Below are 17,105 nucleotides of genomic sequence, written 5' to 3'. Positions count from 1 at the left end.
CGACGCGCGGGCCCGCGACCTGGTCGCCGCCGCCACCGACCACTGGGCGCACGGCGCGCCCCGCCGGGCCCGAGCCGCCCTGCGCACCGCCGTCCGCCTCACCGACGACCCCGGCCTGCGCGCCCGCGCCGAACTGCTGCGCGGCGGACTGGACCTCGGCCACGGGCTGCCGGACGTGGCCGCCCGCCGCCTGCTGCACGCGGCCGGCGAGCTGGTCGGCACGCACCGCGCGCTGGCCATCACCGCCCTGGGTTTCGCGGGCGAGGCGGCCAGCATCGCCGGCGACCACCGCCGCTACGCCGAGACCGCCGCCTTCGCCGACCGCCTGCGCCTGCCCGACGAGCCCGACGACACGCGCGTCACCCTCGACCACCTCACCGGCATGGCCGCCACGTTCGCCGGCCGCCACCAGGAGGCCCTGCCCGCCCTCCGCTCGGTGGTGGACCTGGCCGAGCGCCTGCCGCACCCGCAGGCCAAGATCTGGGGCGGTCAGGCCGCCTACACCCTGGGCGAGGCGACCAAGGCCCACGAGCTGGCCACCAGCGCGGTCACCGCCGCCCACGAGCACGGCCTGACCGGGCTGGTGCCGTGGGCGCTGGTCTACCGGGCGCTGTCGGCGCTGCTGCTCGACCAGCACTCGGTGGCGCTGTCGGCGGCCTACGAGGGCGTGCACGCGGCCACCTCCATGGGCCAGCACAACGCCGTGGTGGACCACCTGACGATCCTCGCCCTGCTCTCCGCCCTGCGCGGCGACACCGAGACCGCCGTGCACCGCATCGACGCCGCCGCCGAGCAGATCGCCCAGCGCGGCCTCGGCCGGTCCGGCGCGTTCGGCGCGTGGGCGTTCGCCTGCGTCGACCTGGTGCTGGACCGCCCGGCCGACGCGCTGGACCGGCTGCGCCTGATGGCGCCCGGCACGGGCGGCGTGCACGCGGGCATCAAGGTGCTGGCCGCGCCGCACGTGGTGGAGGCCGCGGTCGGCTGCGGCCGCCCCGCCGCCGGGGACCGGGCGCTGCGCCGCTACGAGAAGTGGGCCGGCGCCACCGGCAGCGCCGCCCGGCTCGCGCTGTCGCACCGCTGCCGCGGCATGCTGTCCGACGGCGCCCGCTCCGACGAGCACTTCCGCGAGGCCATCCGGCTGCACCGGGCCAGCGGCACCGCCATGGAGCTGGCCAAGACCGAGCTGTTCTACGGCCACCGGCTGCGGCGCGGGCGCAGCCCCCGGGCCGCGCGGGAGCTGCTGCGCGACGCGGTGAAGATCTTCGAGAGCTACGAGGCCGACCGCTGGGTCGCGCGGGCCCGCGCCGAGCTGCGCGCGGCGGGCGACACCGTCGGCGTCGCCCCCGGCGGTCCGGCCGGCGGGCTGCCCGGCGCGCAGCGGGCCGCCGAGCTGACCGCGCAGCAGGTGCGGATCGCCCGCCTGGTCGACGAGGGCGCGACCAACCGGGAGGTCGCGTCCCGCCTGTTCCTGAGCCACCGCACCGTCGAGCACCACCTGCGCAACATCTTCGCCAAGCTCGGCGTGCGGTCCCGGGTCGAGTTGAGCAGGGTGCTCGACTGAGGACCGGTCCGGCGGGACCGGCCCCGCGACCCGGCCCCGCGACCCGGTCCGGCGGGACCGGCCCCGCGACCCGGCCCCGCGACCCGGCCCCGCGACCCGGCCCCGCGACCCGGCAGCTCGACCAGGCCCCGCGACCCGGCCCGACGACCCGTCAGTTCGACAGGACAGGAGTGCGCGTGCGCGAGGACTACCGCCACTGGCAGCGGATCCCCACCCGGTGGCACGACAACGACGTGTACGGGCACGTCAACAACGTCGTGCACTACGCGTTCATGGACACGGTGATCAACACCTGGCTCATCGGCGAGGGCGGGCTGGACATCCACCGCGGGCGGGCGATCGGGCTGTGCGTGGAGTCGCACTGCGACTACCGCTCGTCCGTCGCCTTCCCCGAGGCCCTCGACGCGGGCCTGCGCATCGGCCACCTGGGTCGCTCCAGCGTCCGCTACGAGCTCGGCTTCTACCCCGAGGGCCGCGACGACGTGGTGGCCGAGGGCCACTTCGTGCACGTGTTCGTCGACCGGGAGACGCGCAAGCCGGTGGAGATCCCGGTCGACCTGCGCGGCGCGATGGCGGGACTGGTGGTCGCGTGAGGACGCGCGGTGCGGTGCTGACCGAGGTCGGCGGGCCGCTGGAGGTCGTCGACCTGGAACTGGACCCGCCGGGTCCCGGCGAGCTGCTGGTGCGGGTGCGCGCCACCGGGCTGTGCCACTCGGACCTGTCGGTCATCGACGGCTCCCGGATCCGGCCGCTGCCCATGGTGCTCGGCCACGAGGCCGCGGGCGAGGTCGTGGGCACCGGGCCCGGCCCGTCGGAGTTCGCGGTGGGCGACCGGGTCGTGCTGTCGTTCGTGCCCGCGTGCGGGTCGTGCCGGTGGTGCGTGGCGGGCAGGCAGGCGCTCTGCGAGCCGGGTGCCGCGGCCAACCGGGCGGGCACGCTGCTCGGCGGCGAGCGGCGGCTGCGGCTGCCCGACGGCACTCGTCCGCACCACCACCTGGGCGTGTCCGGGTTCGCCGAGCACGCCGTGGTGTCGGCGAGGTCCGCCACCCGCGTGCCCGACGACCTGCCGTTCGACGTGGCCGCGCTGTTCGGCTGCGCGGTGCTCACCGGCGCGGGCGCGGCGTTCTACAGCGCGGGCGTCGTGCCGGGGGACCGGGTCGCGGTGTTCGGGCTCGGCGGCGTCGGCCTGGCCGCCCTGCTGGCCGCGCGGGCGGCGGGCGCGACGCAGGTCGTCGCGGTGGACGTGGTGGCGGGCAAGCGGGAACTGGCGCTCGCGCTCGGCGCGACCGACCAGGTGGAGGGCGGCCCGGACGCGGTCGAGGCGGTGCGGTCGCTCACCGGCGGCGGCGCGGACAAGGTCATCGACACGACCGGCGTGGCCGCCGTGCTGGAGCAGGCGTACCTGGCCACCGGCGCGGGCGGCACCACGGTCACGGTCGGCCTGCCGCACCCGGACCGCAGGGTGTCGCTGCCCGCGCTGAGCCTGGTCGCCGAGGAGCGCACGCTCAAGGGCAGCTACCTCGGCTCGTGCGTGCCCCGGCGGGACGTGCCGCGGTTCGTGGCGCTGTACCGGGCGGGGCGGCTGCCCGTGCACGAGCTGCTGTCGGGCCGGTTGGCGCTGGACGAGGTGAACACCGGGTTCACCCGTTTGGCATCCGGGGAAGCCGTCCGACAGGTTGTCGTGCCGTGATCACCCGGCCGGTACGGTTACCCGGATCGGGTGACAGCTGAGCGGATGGAGTGGTCGTCGGTGCGCAGGCGGTCGATGCTCGCGGGTGTGGTTTCGGCGGTGGGCGGCGCGGTGGCCGCGGGCGGTGGTTCGGCTCGGGCCTCGGGCCGGCCGCTGGGCCTGGGCGACTACCGGCTGGTGAACCTGGCGCACGTCAACGACCCGGACCGGACCAACGTCTACCCGGGCGACCCGGAGTTCACCCTCACCACGGTCACCACCGTGCCCGAGCACGGCTTCTACCTCCAGTACGTGTCGCAGGGCGAGCACACCGGCACGCACTGGGGCGCGCCCGCGCACTTCAACGCCGACCAGCCCCACGCCGACGAGCTGGACCCGGAGGACCTGTTCCTGCCCGCGGTCAGGGTCGACGTGCGCGAGCGGGCGGCGCGCGACGCCGACTACGAGGTGACCGTCCAGGACCTCCAGCGCTGGGAGAAGCGGCACGGCCGCATCCCGCGCGAGGCGGCGGTGGTGCTGTGGACCGGCTGGCAGGACCGCTGGGGCACCCCGGCGTTCTACAACTTCGACGAGCACGGGCAGATGCACCAGCCGGGGTTCTCCCCGGCCGCGGTGGAGTGGCTGGTGAGCACCGGCCGGCTGGGCAGGCGCGGGGCGCTCGGCACCGACACGTTCAGCCCGGAGCGGGCGCTGGACGCGGAGTACCGGGTGTCCAAGCTGCTCTACCGGGAGCACCGGATCAGCCTGGAGGTCCTGACCAACCTGGACCGGTTGCCCGAGCAGGGCGCGCACGTCCTGGTCGGCGGTGTGGTCAACCGGCGCGGGTCCGGGTCGCCGGCGAGCGTGTACGCGTTCGTGCCCAGGCGCTGAGGAGTTCCCCCGGCAGCGCGGTGGCCGCCACCGACCTCGGCGGGCGGGTGGGCACCCGGTGACCGCGGCCGCCCTCACCGGTGGACGACCAGCCCGCGCCCGCCCTCCCGCTTGGCCTCGTACATGGCCTTGTCCGCGCGCTTCAGCACCGACGCCGCGGTGGTCTCCGGGTCGCGGTCCGCGCAGACCACCACCCCCACCGACGCGCTGATCTCCTCACCGAGGCTGTCCAGCACCCGGAAGGCCACCTCGCGCGGCTCGCCCACCCCCTCCACCAGCACGCCGAACTCGTCGCCGCCCAGCCGGGCCACCACGTCGGTGTCGCGGACGCACCCGCGCAACCGCCGGGCCACCCGCTCCAGCAGCGCGTCGCCGTGCGCGTGGCCCGACACGTCGTTGACCGCCTTGAAGTCGTCCAGGTCCACGAACAGCAGCCCGAACGGCGTGCCGTCGCGGTGGTGGCGGGCCAGCGCCTCGTCCAGCCTGCCCTCGAACAGCGCCCGGTTGGCCAGGCCGGTGAGCGGGTCGTGGTGCGCCTGGTGGGCCAGCGTGCGCTCGGACTCCCGCAGCATCAGGACCAGCCTCGCGTTGTCCACGATGGTCACCAGCTGCCGCAGGACCACCGCGACGAACACGGTGAAACCGCACCCGATCTCCACCCCGTCCAGCGGCTCCACCTCGCCGATGGCGGTGCGCCGCAGCACCAGCACGGTGCAGACCAGCAGCGGCACGTACGGCATGAGCAGGTAGGCCCACTGCCACGGCCGCCGGCTGCGCCCGGGGCCGCCGACCGGGGTCGGGGTCGGCGCGAGGGCGGCCAGGGCGATCAGCGCGGGACCGAGCACGAAGCCCGCGTTGGCCGCCGGCGGCACCTCCGGCGCCTGGATGCTGACCAGGTAGGCGAACGCCAGGTCCGACGCCGCCAGCGCGGCCAGCCCCAGGCCGAGCAGCCGCAGCTGCGGCCGGAGCACCACCTTGCGGTCGGCGCCGAGCACGACCACGACGACCAGCAGCACCAGGTCGGTGACCGGGTAGGCGACGGCCACCAGGAACGCCGCCGTGCTCGGGTTGCCCACCGCCACGAGGCCGCCCAGCGCCGTGGTCCAGGTGAGCGCGAACAGCGACCCGACCACGATCACGCCGTCCAGCAGCAGCACCAGGCGGGTGCTGCCCGACCGGTGGTCCAGCAGCGCGTCCGGGGTGTCCGACCGCCGGTGGCCGCCGATGACCAGCAGCGCGACGAACGCGAACGGCACGATGCTCAGGTACCCCGCGTCGGCGGGCGACGGCGAGGGCACGGCCCGCTCCTCGGCCAGCTGGTACCAGGTCCACAGCGCCATGCCGACCGTCCAGCCGAACGTGCCGCAGCCCATGGCGACGCGCCACCGGCGGTCCGGCCCGCCGCGCCGGCGCGCCGTCCACCAGCAGCAACCGGTGGCGAGCAGGCCCGCGGCGAGCTGGGCGAGGTTGTCGAGCACGACCGAGGCCCGGCCCTCGACGAGGTCGAGACCGGGCGCCACCCACGCGGCCGCGGCGAGCACCAGCACCGCCGTGGCGGTGACGGCGAAGCGCCTCGTCCCGATCACGCGGCCAAGTGTGCCCGATTTCCGCCCCACCGGCGGGGTGGCCCTGCGAGGATCGGCGGGTGGCAGAGCACGAGGTCCCGGCTGCGGACGACGTGGTGACGGAGCAGGACTACGAGCGCTTCGCGCGGCACCGGATCGCCGGGATGGGCGGTGACGCCGGGGCGTTCAGCCTCTCGTACAACGTGCTGCACCTGGCGTACGTGATGATCACCGACTACGAGGCGCTCGTGCACCGCGAGCAGGGCTGGACGATGCCGGGGTTCCGGCTGATGTTCAAGCTGTGGGTACTCGGCCCCACGCAGCCCGCGCGGCTGGCCGACCTGTCCGGCACCACCAGGTCGGCGATGTCGAACCTGATCAACACGCTGGAGCGGGGCGGGCTGGTCGAGCGCACCAGGGACGGCCAGGACCGGCGCGTGGTGTTCGTCGCGCTGACCGAGGAGGGCCGCGCGGCCGTGGCGGGCGTCTTCCCGGTGCAGAACGCGCGCGAGTCGCGGTGGTTCGACGCCCTGGACGACGAGGAGCGCGCGTACGTGGTGCGGCTGATCCGGCGGGTGGTGGCGGCGCGGCCGCAGTAGCACGCCCCCGGCACCCGGACCACGCTGTCCGGGTGCCGGGGGCGCCGTGCGCGGCGGCGGGAGGACGTCCCCGGTGGCCGGACCACGCTGTCCGGCCACCGGGGACAGCTCAGGTGAGCGGCCGGTCCGTCGGCTCGATCGGCCGGGGCAGCACGTCCCGCCCCATCAGGTAAGCGTCGACACCCGCGGCGGCCGAGCGGCCCTCCGCGATCGCCCACACGATCAGCGACTGCCCGCGCCCCATGTCACCGGCCACGAACACGCCGTCCACCGAGGTGGCGAACGACGCGTCCCGGGCGACGTTGCCCCGCGCGTCCAGCTCCACCCCCAGGTCGGTGACCAGCCCCTCCTTCTCGGGCCCGACGAACCCCATGGCCAGCGTCACCAGCTGCGCCGGGACCTCGCGCTCGCTGCCGGGCACCGGCTCGAAGCGCCCACCGGCCGCCCGCACCTCGACCAGCCGCAGCGCCCGCACCGCGCCGTCGTCGTCGCCCAGGAACTCCGCGGTGGACACCGAGTACAGGCGCTCGCCGCCCTCCTCGTGCGCCGACGTCACCCGGTACAGCATCGGGTAGGTCGGCCACGGGTGGGCCTCCGACCGCAGCTCCGGCGGCCTCGGCATGATCTCCAGCTGCGTCACCGACAGCGCGCCCTGGCGGTGGGCCGTGCCCACGCAGTCCGCGCCCGTGTCACCGCCGCCGATGACCACGACGTGCTTGCCCTCCGCCGTGATCGGCGGCGACGCCAGCTCGCCGCGCGCCACCCGGTTCGCGCCCGGCAGGTACTCCATCGCCTGGTGCACCCCGCGCAGCGACCGGCCGGGGATCGGCAGGTCCCGCCACGCCGTGGCGCCGCCGGCCAGCACCACCGCGTCGAAGGAACCGCGCAGCTCCTCGACCGTGACGTCCGCGCCGACGTCCACGCCCGTCCGGAACTCCGTGCCCTCCGCGCGCATCTGCTCCAGCCGCCGGTCCAGGCGCCACTTCTCCATCTTGAACTCGGGGATGCCGTACCGCAGCAGGCCGCCGATCGCGTCGGCCCGCTCCAGCACCACCACGGAGTGCCCGGCCCGGGTCAGCTGCTGCGCCGCGGCCAGCCCGGCCGGACCGGAGCCGACCACCGCGACCTTCCGGCCGGTCCGGGTGGCGGGCACCTGCGGGGTCACCCAGCCCTCGTCCCAGGCCCGGTCGACGATGGAGATCTCCACCCGCTTGATGGTCACCGGATCGCCGTTGATCCCGACCACGCAGGCGGCCTCGCACGGCGCGGGGCACAGCGTCCCGGTGAACTCCGGGAAGTTGTTGGTGGCGTGCAGCCGCTCCGACGCCTTCCGCCAGTCCTCCCGCCACACCAGGTTGTTCCACTCGGGGATCAGGTTCCCCAGCGGACAGCCCTGGTGGCAGAACGGGATGCCGCAGTCCATGCACCGCCCGGCCTGCTCCTCCAGCCGCGGCCGCTCGAACTCCTCGTAGACCTCGCGCCAGTCGCGCAGCCGCAGGAACACCGGCCTGCTGCGCGGCACCTCGCGCTCGGTGGTGAGGAAGCCCCGGGGGTCAGCCATGAGACGCCTCCATGATCGCTTCGTTGACGTCCCGGCCTTCCCGCTCGGCCAGGGCGCGGGCGGCCAGCACCCGCTTGTAGTCCTTGGGCATGACCTTGGTGAACCGGTCGACCGCGAGGTCCCAGTCCGCCAGCAGCGCGTGCGCCACCGCCGAGCCGGTCTCCGCGTAGTGCTCCTCCACCGCGGACCGCAGGAACTCCCGGTCGGCGGTGTCCAGCGGGTCCAGGTCCACCATCTCGGCGTTCACCCGGCCGACCAGCGCGTCGAGCAGGTAGGCGGTCCCGCCCGACATGCCCGCCGCGAAGTTGCGCCCGGTCGGCCCGAGCACGACCACCCGACCACCGGTCATGTACTCGCACCCGTGGTCGCCCACGCCCTCGACCACGGCCAGCGCGCCGGAGTTGCGCACGCAGAACCGCTCGCCGACGCGCCCGCGCAGGAAGATCTCCCCGGACGTGGCGCCGTAGCCGATCACGTTGCCCGCGACCACCTGCTGCTCGGCCGCGAACTGCGCGTCCGGCACCGGCCGCAGCGTGATCCGGCCGCCGGACAGGCCCTTGCCGAGGTAGTCGTTCGCGTCACCGACGAGCCGCAGCGTGATGCCGCGCGGCACGAACGCGCCGAACGACTGCCCGGCGGTGCCGGTGAACGTGATGTCGATCGTGTCGTCGGGCAGGCCCCGGCCACCCCACTTCCGGGTCACCTCGGACCCGAGCATGGTGCCCACGGTCCGGTTGACGTTGCGCACCGGCAGCTCCAGCCGGACCCGGTCGCCCGAGGCGATGGCGCCCTCGGCCAGCTGGATCAGCGTGTTGTCCAACGCCTTCTCCAGCCCGTGGTCCTGCGCCACCACCCGGTGCCGCGCCGCGCCCTCCGGCAGCTCGGGCACGTGGAAGATCGGCGACAGGTCGAGCCCGGCCGCCTTCCAGTGGTCCACCGCCTTGCGCGTGTCGAGCAGGTCGGCCTGGCCCACGGCCTCGGCCAGGGTGCGGAAACCGAGGCGCGCCAGCAGCTCCCGCACCTCCTGCGCGACGAACTTGAAGAAGTTCACCACGTGCTCGGCCTTGCCCGCGAACTTCGCGCGCAGCACCGGGTTCTGCGTGGCCACGCCCACCGGGCAGGTGTCCAGGTGGCACACCCGCATCATGATGCAGCCCGACACGACCAGGGGAGCGGTGGCGAAGCCGAACTCCTCCGCGCCCAGCAGCGCCGCGATCACCACGTCCCGGCCTGTCTTGAGCTGGCCGTCGGTCTGCACCACGATCCGGTCCCGCAGCCGGTTCGCCAGCAGCGTCTGCTGCGTCTCGGCCAGGCCCAGCTCCCACGGGCCGCCCGCGTGCTTGATCGAGGACAGGGGCGAGGCGCCGGTGCCGCCGTCGTGGCCGGAGATCAGCACGACGTCCGCGTGCGCCTTGGACACGCCCGCCGCGACCGTGCCCACGCCGACCTCGGAGACGAGCTTCACGTGCACGCGCGCCGCCGGGTTGGCGTTCTTCAGGTCGTGGATGAGCTGCGCCAGGTCCTCGATCGAGTAGATGTCGTGGTGCGGCGGCGGCGAGATCAGGCCCACGCCCGGCGTGGAGTGCCGGGTCTTGGCGATCCACGGGTACACCTTCGCGCCGGGCAGCTGGCCGCCCTCGCCGGGCTTCGCGCCCTGCGCCATCTTGATCTGGATGTCGTCGGCGTTGACCAGGTACTCGCTGGTCACGCCGAACCGGCCGGACGCGACCTGCTTGATCGCGGACCGCCGCGAGTCGCCGTTGGCGTCGGGCACGAACCGCTCCGGGTCCTCGCCGCCCTCGCCGGTGTTGGACTTCGCGCCCAACCGGTTCATCGCGATCGCCAGCACCTCGTGCATCTCCTGCGAGATGGACCCGTAGGAGATGGCGCCGGTGGCGAACCGCTTGACGATCGACGAGACCGGCTCGACCTCCTCGACCGGCACCGACGGCCGCACGCCCTCCCGGAACTCGAACAGCCCGCGCAGCGTCATCAGCCGCCCGGCCTGCTCGTCGACCGCGTGCGTGTACTCCTTGAAGACGTCGTAGCGGCCGCTGCGGGTGGAGTGCTGGAGCTTGAACACCGTCTGCGGGTTGAACAGGTGCGCCTCGCCCTCGCGGCGCCACTGGTAGTCGCCGCCGGTCTCCAGCTCCCGGTGGTGCGGCCGGACGCCGTCGGCGGGGAACGCGGTGCGGTGCCGCCGGGCGACCTCCTCGGCGACGACGTCGAACCCGATGCCGCCCAGCCGCGAGGTGGTGCCGGTGAAGCAGGAGTCGACGACCTCGTCACCCAGGCCGATGGCCTCGAAGATCTGCGCGCCCGTGTAGGAGGCGACGGTCGACACGCCCATCTTGGACATGGTCTTGCGCACGCCCTTGCCCAGCGCCTTGATCAGGTTGCGGGCGGCGACCTTCGGCTCGACGTCCGGCAGCTCCTCCACCGAGGCCATCGCCAGGTACGGGTTGACCGCCTTGGCCCCGTAGCCGACCAGCAGCGCGATGTGGTGCACCTCGCGGGCGTCGCCCGCCTCCACGATCAGGTCCACCTGGGTGCGGGTCTTCTCCCGCACCAGGTGGTGGTGCACCGCGCCGGTGAGCAGCAGCGACGGGATCGGCGCGTGGTCGGCGTCGATGCCCCGGTCGGACAGCACGACCAGCCGCGCGCCGTCCCGGATGGCCGCCGACACCTCGGCGCGGACCTCGTCCAGGCGCCGCACCAGGGCCGCGCCGCCGCCCGCCACCTCGTAGAGGCCGCGCACGGTGAAGGTGCGGAACTCCGGCAGGGTGCCGTCGTCGTCGACGTGCACCAGCTTGGCCAGCTCGTCGTTGTCCAGCACCGGGAACGGCAGCGAGATGCGCCGGCAGGAGTTCTCGTCCGAGAGCAGCAGGTTGGGCTCCGCGCCGAGGGTGGCGTGCAGCGAGGTCACCAGCTCCTCGCGGATCGCGTCCAGCGGCGGGTTGGTCACCTGGGCGAACAGCTGGGTGAAGTAGTCGAACAGCTGCCGCGGCCGGTTCGACAGCGGCGCGAACGGGGCGTCGTTGCCCATCGAGCCGATCGGTTCCGCGCCGGTGCGGGCCATCGGGCCCAGCAGCAGCGCCAGCTCCTCCTCGGTGTAGCCGAACGCCTGCTGGCGGCGCACCAGCGACGAGTGCGTGGGCACCTCGCGCGCCCGCACCGGCAGGTCGGCCAGGCGCAGCACGCCCCGGGCGACCCACTCCTGGTACGGGTGCTCCGCGGCCAGCTGCCCCTTGATCTCCTCGTCGTCGATGATCCGCCCCTGGGCGGTGTCGACCAGGAACATCCGGCCCGGCTCCAGCCGGCCCTTGCGCACGATGGTGGTCGGGTCGAGGTCGAGCACGCCCGCCTCGCTGCCGAGCACCACCAGTCCGTCCTCGGTGACCCAGTACCGGGCGGGGCGCAGGCCGTTGCGGTCGAGCACCGCGCCGATCAGCGTGCCGTCGGTGAACGACACCAGCGCCGGGCCGTCCCACGGCTCCATGAGCGTGGAGTGGAACTCGTAGAACGCCCGCCGCGCGGGGTCCATCTCGGTGTGGTTCTCCCACGCCTCGGGGATCATCATCAGCACCGCGTGGGGCAGGCTGCGGCCGCCCAGGTGCAGCAGCTCCAGCACCTCGTCGAAGGTGGCCGAGTCGCTGGCGCCGCGCGTGATGACCGGGAACACCCGGGACAGGTCGCCGGGGATCAGGTCGGTGGCCAGCACCGACTCCCGGGCGTCCATCCAGTTGCGGTTGCCGCGCAGGGTGTTGATCTCGCCGTTGTGCGCCACGTACCGGTACGGGTGGGCCAGCGGCCACGACGGGAACGTGTTGGTGGAGAAGCGCGAGTGCACCAGGCCGATGGAGCTGGTCACCCGCTCGTCGGTGAGGTCCGGGAAGAACCTCTCCACCTGCGGCTCGGTGAGCATCCCCTTGTAGACCACCGTGCGGCCCGACAGGCTCGGGAAGTACGCGTCGGTGGCGTGCTCCACGCGCTTGCGGACCACGAACGCCAGGCGCTCCAGCTCCAGCCCTCCGGTGCCCTCCGGCCCGGCGAGGAAGAGCTGGCGGAACGCCGGCATGGTCGTCCGCGCGGTCGGCCCGACGTGGTCGGTGTCCACGGGCAGCTCGCGCCAGCCCAGGACGGTGGCGCCCTCCTCGGCGGCGATGCGCTCGACCTCGGCCTTGACCTCGTCCTGCCCGTCGTGCGGCAGGAACGCGGTGCCGACGGCGTAGTGGCCCGGTCCGGGCAGCGCGAAGTCGACGACCTCCCGGTAGAACGCGTCGGGCACCTGGATCAGGATGCCCGCGCCGTCGCCGGTTTCGGGCTCCGCACCGCGGGCACCCCGGTGTTCGAGGTTGCGCAACGCGATCAGGGCCTGGCGCACGATCGCGTGGTTCCTACGCCCGGCCAGGTCGGCCACGAACGCGACGCCACAGGCGTCGTGCTCGTACCGCGGGTCGTAGAGGCCGCCTTGCGGCTGGTTGTGGTGGTGGGTCACAACGGGCCCTCCCGTACGTCGTCTGTTCGCCCTGTTTTCGGGCAAACGGATGCGGCCGAGCGCCCGCGCGCGGCTTTACGCGGACAGGTCGGCCTGCAGGTGCTGGCTGGGGAACCACGCCGGGAGATCATCGGCGTGGGGACCGCACTCCGTTGTGCGGGAGAACTGCACTTCCTGGTGCGTGCGTTCCGTGACCGGATGGGGTCGTGGGAGCACGCTGGGCGGTGCACCGGGGTTGCCGGGGTCTTGTGACGATAGTGTGAATTCGGGGTTATGGCGCTAGTCCGAGAGGGCGGCGTGGCGAAGACCACCCCTACTTGACGCCGTTCGGGTCAGCGGAGTGCACCCTTTCGGGTCAGATTTTCGGGGGTTCCGGCCGCGGTGGAGATCAGCCCCTCGCTCCGCGCGCCGCTCTGACGCAGGCGCCGGCGGTGGTCAGGAACAGGATCGCGACGACACCCTGCCACCAGGCGGCCTCGCTCGCGGCCAGGAGCACGTTGACGCTCGCCACCAGTGCGAACAGGGCGGCGAGCAGGGTCCACACCCGGCGTTCGCCCTTCTCCGAACGGGGTACCAGGACGTAGGTCGGCGGGTGGGTCATGGCGGGCACCTCCAGTCGGGCGCTCATCGCGACCGGCGGCGACGAAGCGGTCCGGAGTACCCGCAGTTTGCGTAGATCACACCTCGGCGGGTGGCCTTCTTTCGCCGCCCGACGAACCTCGTGCACGCTGCGTGATAGGGGTTACCCCGCGGTTACGCCGAACAGGAGACCCACGCCGTAGGTGACGGCCATCGTCAGCGACCCGACCACGACGTTGCGGCGCACCGCCCGCCCGGCCGGGCTGCCGCCGAGCCGGGCGCTGACCACGCCGGTGAGCACCAGCCCGACCAGCACCGCCGCCGCGCACGCCCAGACCCGCCACGCCGTCGGCGGCAGCACGATCGCCGCCAGCGGGATCACCGAACCCGCGGCGAACGCCCCCAGCGAGGCCCACGCGGCGTGCCACGGGTTGGTCAGGTGGTCCGGGTCGATCTGGAGCTCGGCCTCGGCGTGGGCGCGCAGGGCGTCCTTCTCGGTCAGCTCGTGCGCGACCCGGGCGGCCAGGTCCTCGGTCAGGCCCTTGTCCCGGTAGATCCCGGCCAGCTCGCGCTCTTCCTCCTCCGGCATCTCCCGCAGCTCCCACGCCTCCCGGCGCAGCGCGGCCCGCTCCGTGTCCCGCTGGGTGCTCACCGAGGCGTACTCGCCGCCCGCCATCGACAGCGAGCCCGCGACCAGGCCGGCCACCCCCGCGGCGAGGATCGCGGTGCCGTCCGCGGTGGCGCCCGCGACGCCCACGACCAGGCCCGCCGTGGACACGATCCCGTCGTTCGCGCCCAGGACGCCCGCCCGGAGCCGGTTCAGCCGGCCGGAGAGGTCGTCGTGGTGCGGTTCACCGGGGTGCGTCATGCCGGAATCGAACCACCCGGCACGCCACCGGGTGGTGCGCGGGCCGCGAACGGGTGAGGGGCTGGACAACGCGCGTCGGGGCTCGCGCGTCTCCGTGGTGGGGCAAGCGGTTGTGACGAATGGGGGAAGCGGTGGTCGGTGGGTGGTGGTGCTCGGTGTCGGTCCGGGGTGGTCGGGTTCGGGCTGTGCGCGCTCCCGGCGCCTGTGGCCCGGTGGTGTCGCGCCGGGTGCGGAGTGGGGCTCGTCGCTCGCGCGGATCTGCCGGTAGTACGAAATTCCACTCGCGGAGATCCGCGGGGGCCGCGACTTTGTGGACGGTGTGGTTCGTCCTGGCCGCGCCCTGCACGCACTGTCGCCGGGCTGCGCGTCGGGGTGACCCCGGTCGTGTGGGCGGGTCAGCCGGACTCGATGATCCGCCACTGCGGACCGTTGACCCAGGTGGCCTCCAGGCGGGAGCGGTGCCCGGCTCCGGTGAACTCGACGACCACCGCGTCGGCCGGTTGCTCGACGGTGGCGGCGAAGCCCTGGTGCGGGGTGGCCGAGATCGGTTGCAGGTCGCGGGGTGCGAAGCGGACGGCGGCCACGCCGCCGTGGAGGCGGAAGCTGCGCAGGTAGACCGGTTCGCCGTCCTGCCTGGTCCAGGTGCCCTCCTCCGAGGGCAGCGGCGGTGGTTCGGCGGTGGTGGTTGTGGTGGTGGTCGTCGTCGTTGTGGTGGTCGTGGGCGCGGTGGTGACGATCGGCGGGGGAGTGGTCGTGGTCGTCGTGGTCGTCGAGGGGACGGCGGAGGACTGCTGGACCGGCCCGGCGACGAAGCGCGGCCGCTCCGGCACGCCCGCGTCGAGGACGGAGCGGATGCCCAGCCAGGACAGCGCCACCGCGGCGGCGGTCGAGGCCGACCACGCCGCGAGGTACCGCAGGCCCCTGCTCACGCCCGTCATCCTGCCGGCGGTGGGGCGCCCGACCTGATGAGGGCCTGGCGCTGTCCCCCTCGGCTGCCCATCGACCCGGCCTGGCTGGCCGAACCCCTGCCGACCTACCGCGTGCCGCTCTGAGCCCAACGCCGCAGCTCTTCAAGCACCTGTCCCAATAGCTCCGGGTCTCGCCGCACCCACCCGACCCCGCCGGGTTACCGTGCGCCCCATGGTCTCCGTGCTTCTCGTCGAGGACGATCCCGTGGTGCGGTCGGCGGTCGGCCGCGCGCTCACCGGGCTCGGGCACGCCGTGCTCCCGGTCGGCACGGCGCTGGAGGCGCTGCGCGAGATCACCAGCTCCACCTTCGACCTCGTGGTGCTCGACCTCGGCCTGCCGGACATGGACGGCGCGGACGCGTTGCGGATGATGCGCGGCGTGTGCGACGTGCCGGTGATCGTGGCCACCGCCCGCGACGACGAGGCCGAGATCGTCCGGGTGCTCAACGCCGGGGCCGACGACTACCTGGTCAAGCCGTTCTCCAGCGAGCACCTCGCGGCCCGGTTGGCGGCGGTGCTGCGGCGGGCCCGCAAGCAGGCGCCCGTGGAGGCCCTGCGGCTCGGCGGGCTGACCGTGGACCTCGACCGGCGGGAGGCCCGGCTCCACGGGCGCGAGCTCAACCTGACCCGCAAGGAGTTCGACCTCCTGGCCTACCTCGCCGCCCGCGAGGGCAAGGTGGTGCCGCGCGCCGAGCTGCTGGCGAACCTGTGGAACCTGCCCGGCCGCCACGACGACCAAACGCTGGACGTCCACCTGTCCTGGCTCCGCCGCAAGCTCGGTGAGCGCGCGGCCGAACCCCGTTTCCTGCACACCGTGCGCGGCGTCGGGTTCAAGCTCACGGCGGCCGGGTGAGGAAGTCCCTCGCGCTGGTCTCCCTCGCGGTCACCTCGATGGTGGCGCTGGCCTTCCTGATCCCGCTCGCCCTGGTGGTCCGCCAGCTGGCCGAGGACCGGGCGATCACCGACGCCGAGCGCCGGGCGGCCGCCTTCGCGCCGGTGCTGGTGATCACCGACGACCCGGTGGCGGTCAACCAGGCCCTGGCCTCCGGCACGGGCGGGGTCGCGGTGCACCTGGCGGACGGTCGGTCCGCCGGCGTGCCGAGGGCTTCGGCGGAGCAGCTCGACGACGCCCGCGACCAGGTGCGCGCGTTCACCGACACCGTCCCGGCGGGGCGCGTCCACCTCCAACCCGTGCTGCTGCCCCAGGGCCGCGTCGCCGTGGTCGAGGCGTTCGTGCCCGAGGCCGAGCTGTCCCGGGGCGTGACCCAGGCGTGGCTGGCGCTCAGCGGCGTCGCGGTGGCCCTGGTGCTGGCCTCGGTGCTGGTGGCCGACCGGCTCGGGGCGCGCGTGGTGCGGGCGGCGACCGCCCTGGCCGACGGGGCCCGCCGGATGGGGCAGGGCGACCTCGCCGCCCGCGTCGCGCCCACCGGGCCGCCCGAACTGGTCGACGCGGGCGGCGCGTTCAACCGCATGGCCGACCGGATCGGCCAGCTGCTGGCGGGGGAGCGCGAGCTGCTGGCCGACCTCTCCCACCGCCTGCGCACGCCGCTCACCGCGCTGCGCCTGGACTCCGAGACCCTCGGTGCGGACCCCGGCGCCAACCGCGTCCGCCAGGCCGTGCACGCGCTGGAGCGCGAGGTCAACGAGCTGATCCGGGCGGCGCGGCGCGAGCTGGACGACCCGGGCGGCGGTCGGTGCGACGCCGCCGGGGTGGTGCACGACCGGCTGGTGTTCTGGTCGGCCCTGGCCGACGACCAGCAGCGGCTGTGGAACCTGCGCGGCACCGAGCGCGGCGCGGTCGTCCCGCTCAGCCGCAGCGACCTGGCCGCCGCCATGGACGCGGTGCTGGGCAACGTCTTCCGGCACACCCCGGAGGGCACCGGGTTCGTGGTGGCGCTGTTCCACCGGCCGGACCGGGTGGTGGTCGTCGTCGAGGACGCCGGACCCGGTATCGAGGACCTGGAGGCGGCGCTGCGGCGGGGCAGCAGCGGCGCGGGCTCCACCGGCCTGGGGCTCGACATCGCCCGCCGGGCCGCGGAGGCCACCGGCGGCTCCCTCGTGGTCGACCGGGGCCCGCTGGGCGGCACCCGCGTCCAGCTGCGGCTGCCGCTGGCCGACCAGGCTTGATCACCGCACCTTTCGCGCGCCTGATGGCACCTTTAAATCTTTCTTAAGAAAATGCCCGGTTGACATTTGTTCGATCGTGGATAGAGTTCTTTTTGGAATTGCGGCCGGCCGTAGCGCTCCCTCCCTTGCCCGGTCCGCCCGGTTCCCCGTCGGTGCGGCGGCCGCAGCGCTTACCCTGCGAAGAAGCGTTCGCGCGGCCGCCGCACCGAAAACACCGCC

General features: G+C 74.2%; 13 protein-coding genes. 7 read left to right on the top strand and 6 right to left on the bottom strand.

What is annotated here, in order from left to right; translation table 11 throughout:
* The 4 genes from ACFP3R_RS33815 to ACFP3R_RS33800 all read left to right on the top strand — a co-directional run.
* Window positions 1-1,561, top strand: a 1,561-nt coding sequence (locus ACFP3R_RS33815; protein WP_380642362.1) for a LuxR C-terminal-related transcriptional regulator, incomplete at its 5' end; no start/stop codon positions are given.
* Window positions 1,562-1,737: 176 nt separating this feature from the next.
* Complete coding sequence (locus ACFP3R_RS33810; protein ID WP_380642360.1) at window positions 1,738-2,154, top strand: acyl-CoA thioesterase; 417 nt, start codon at window positions 1,738-1,740, stop codon at window positions 2,152-2,154.
* Window positions 2,151-3,251 (top strand): zinc-binding dehydrogenase, encoded by a 1,101-nt coding sequence (locus ACFP3R_RS33805; protein ID WP_380642358.1) that lies wholly within the window; start codon window positions 2,151-2,153, stop codon window positions 3,249-3,251. Before ACFP3R_RS33810 ends, ACFP3R_RS33805 begins: the two co-directional genes overlap by 4 nt.
* A gap of 30 nt (window positions 3,252-3,281) precedes the next feature.
* Window positions 3,282-4,121, top strand: coding sequence for a cyclase family protein (locus ACFP3R_RS33800; RefSeq protein WP_380642356.1), 840 nt, complete (start codon window positions 3,282-3,284; stop codon window positions 4,119-4,121).
* A 74-nt stretch (window positions 4,122-4,195) separates the two neighbouring features.
* Here the strand turns inward: ACFP3R_RS33800 and ACFP3R_RS33795 are convergent, their stop codons facing one another.
* Window positions 4,196-5,707: a diguanylate cyclase domain-containing protein gene (locus ACFP3R_RS33795; RefSeq protein WP_380642354.1), complete on the bottom strand. Its 1,512-nt coding sequence runs from the start codon at window positions 5,705-5,707 to the stop codon at window positions 4,196-4,198.
* A gap of 59 nt (window positions 5,708-5,766) precedes the next feature.
* Here ACFP3R_RS33795 and ACFP3R_RS33790 point away from each other — a divergent pair, with 59 nt between their 5' ends.
* Complete coding sequence (locus ACFP3R_RS33790; protein ID WP_380642352.1) at window positions 5,767-6,285, top strand: MarR family winged helix-turn-helix transcriptional regulator; 519 nt, start codon at window positions 5,767-5,769, stop codon at window positions 6,283-6,285.
* Window positions 6,286-6,394: 109 nt separating this feature from the next.
* On the opposite strand, the gene ACFP3R_RS33785 is transcribed toward ACFP3R_RS33790, so the two are convergent.
* The 5 genes from ACFP3R_RS33785 to ACFP3R_RS33765 form a co-directional block, all read right to left on the bottom strand.
* Window positions 6,395-7,846 carry a glutamate synthase subunit beta gene (locus tag ACFP3R_RS33785; protein WP_380642350.1) on the bottom strand — a complete coding sequence of 484 codons (1,452 nt, stop codon included), beginning with the start codon at window positions 7,844-7,846 and terminating at the stop codon, window positions 6,395-6,397.
* On the bottom strand, window positions 7,839-12,344 hold the full coding sequence (gltB, locus tag ACFP3R_RS33780) for a glutamate synthase large subunit (protein ID WP_380642348.1): 4,506 nt from the start codon (window positions 12,342-12,344) through the stop codon (window positions 7,839-7,841). Before gltB ends, ACFP3R_RS33785 begins: the two co-directional genes overlap by 8 nt.
* Before the next feature lie 388 nt (window positions 12,345-12,732).
* Entirely contained in the window at window positions 12,733-12,945 is a 213-nt protein-coding gene (locus ACFP3R_RS33775; RefSeq protein ID WP_380642346.1) for a hypothetical protein, read from the bottom strand.
* Between the two features lie 141 nt (window positions 12,946-13,086).
* Window positions 13,087-13,791 carry a VIT1/CCC1 transporter family protein gene (locus ACFP3R_RS33770; RefSeq protein ID WP_380642345.1) on the bottom strand — a complete coding sequence of 235 codons (705 nt, stop codon included), beginning with the start codon at window positions 13,789-13,791 and terminating at the stop codon, window positions 13,087-13,089.
* Between the two features lie 395 nt (window positions 13,792-14,186).
* Window positions 14,187-14,720: a hypothetical protein gene (locus ACFP3R_RS33765; RefSeq protein WP_380642343.1), complete on the bottom strand. Its 534-nt coding sequence runs from the start codon at window positions 14,718-14,720 to the stop codon at window positions 14,187-14,189.
* Window positions 14,721-14,931: 211 nt separating this feature from the next.
* On the opposite strand from ACFP3R_RS33765, the gene ACFP3R_RS33760 reads away from it, so the two are divergent.
* Together ACFP3R_RS33760 and ACFP3R_RS33755 are read left to right on the top strand one after the other, a co-directional pair.
* Window positions 14,932-15,612, top strand: coding sequence for a response regulator transcription factor (locus ACFP3R_RS33760; RefSeq protein ID WP_380642341.1), 681 nt, complete (start codon window positions 14,932-14,934; stop codon window positions 15,610-15,612).
* On the top strand, window positions 15,609-16,886 hold the full coding sequence (locus tag ACFP3R_RS33755) for a HAMP domain-containing sensor histidine kinase (protein WP_380642339.1): 1,278 nt from the start codon (window positions 15,609-15,611) through the stop codon (window positions 16,884-16,886). Before ACFP3R_RS33760 ends, ACFP3R_RS33755 begins: the two co-directional genes overlap by 4 nt.
* Window positions 16,887-17,105: the final 219 nt, after the last annotated feature.

The organism is Saccharothrix lopnurensis, from assembly GCF_042658445.1.
Lineage (GTDB): Bacteria > Actinomycetota > Actinomycetes > Mycobacteriales > Pseudonocardiaceae > Actinosynnema > Actinosynnema lopnurensis.
Note: the sequence above shows the minus strand (reverse complement) of the source record. Positions and strands in the feature narration are given on the sequence as shown.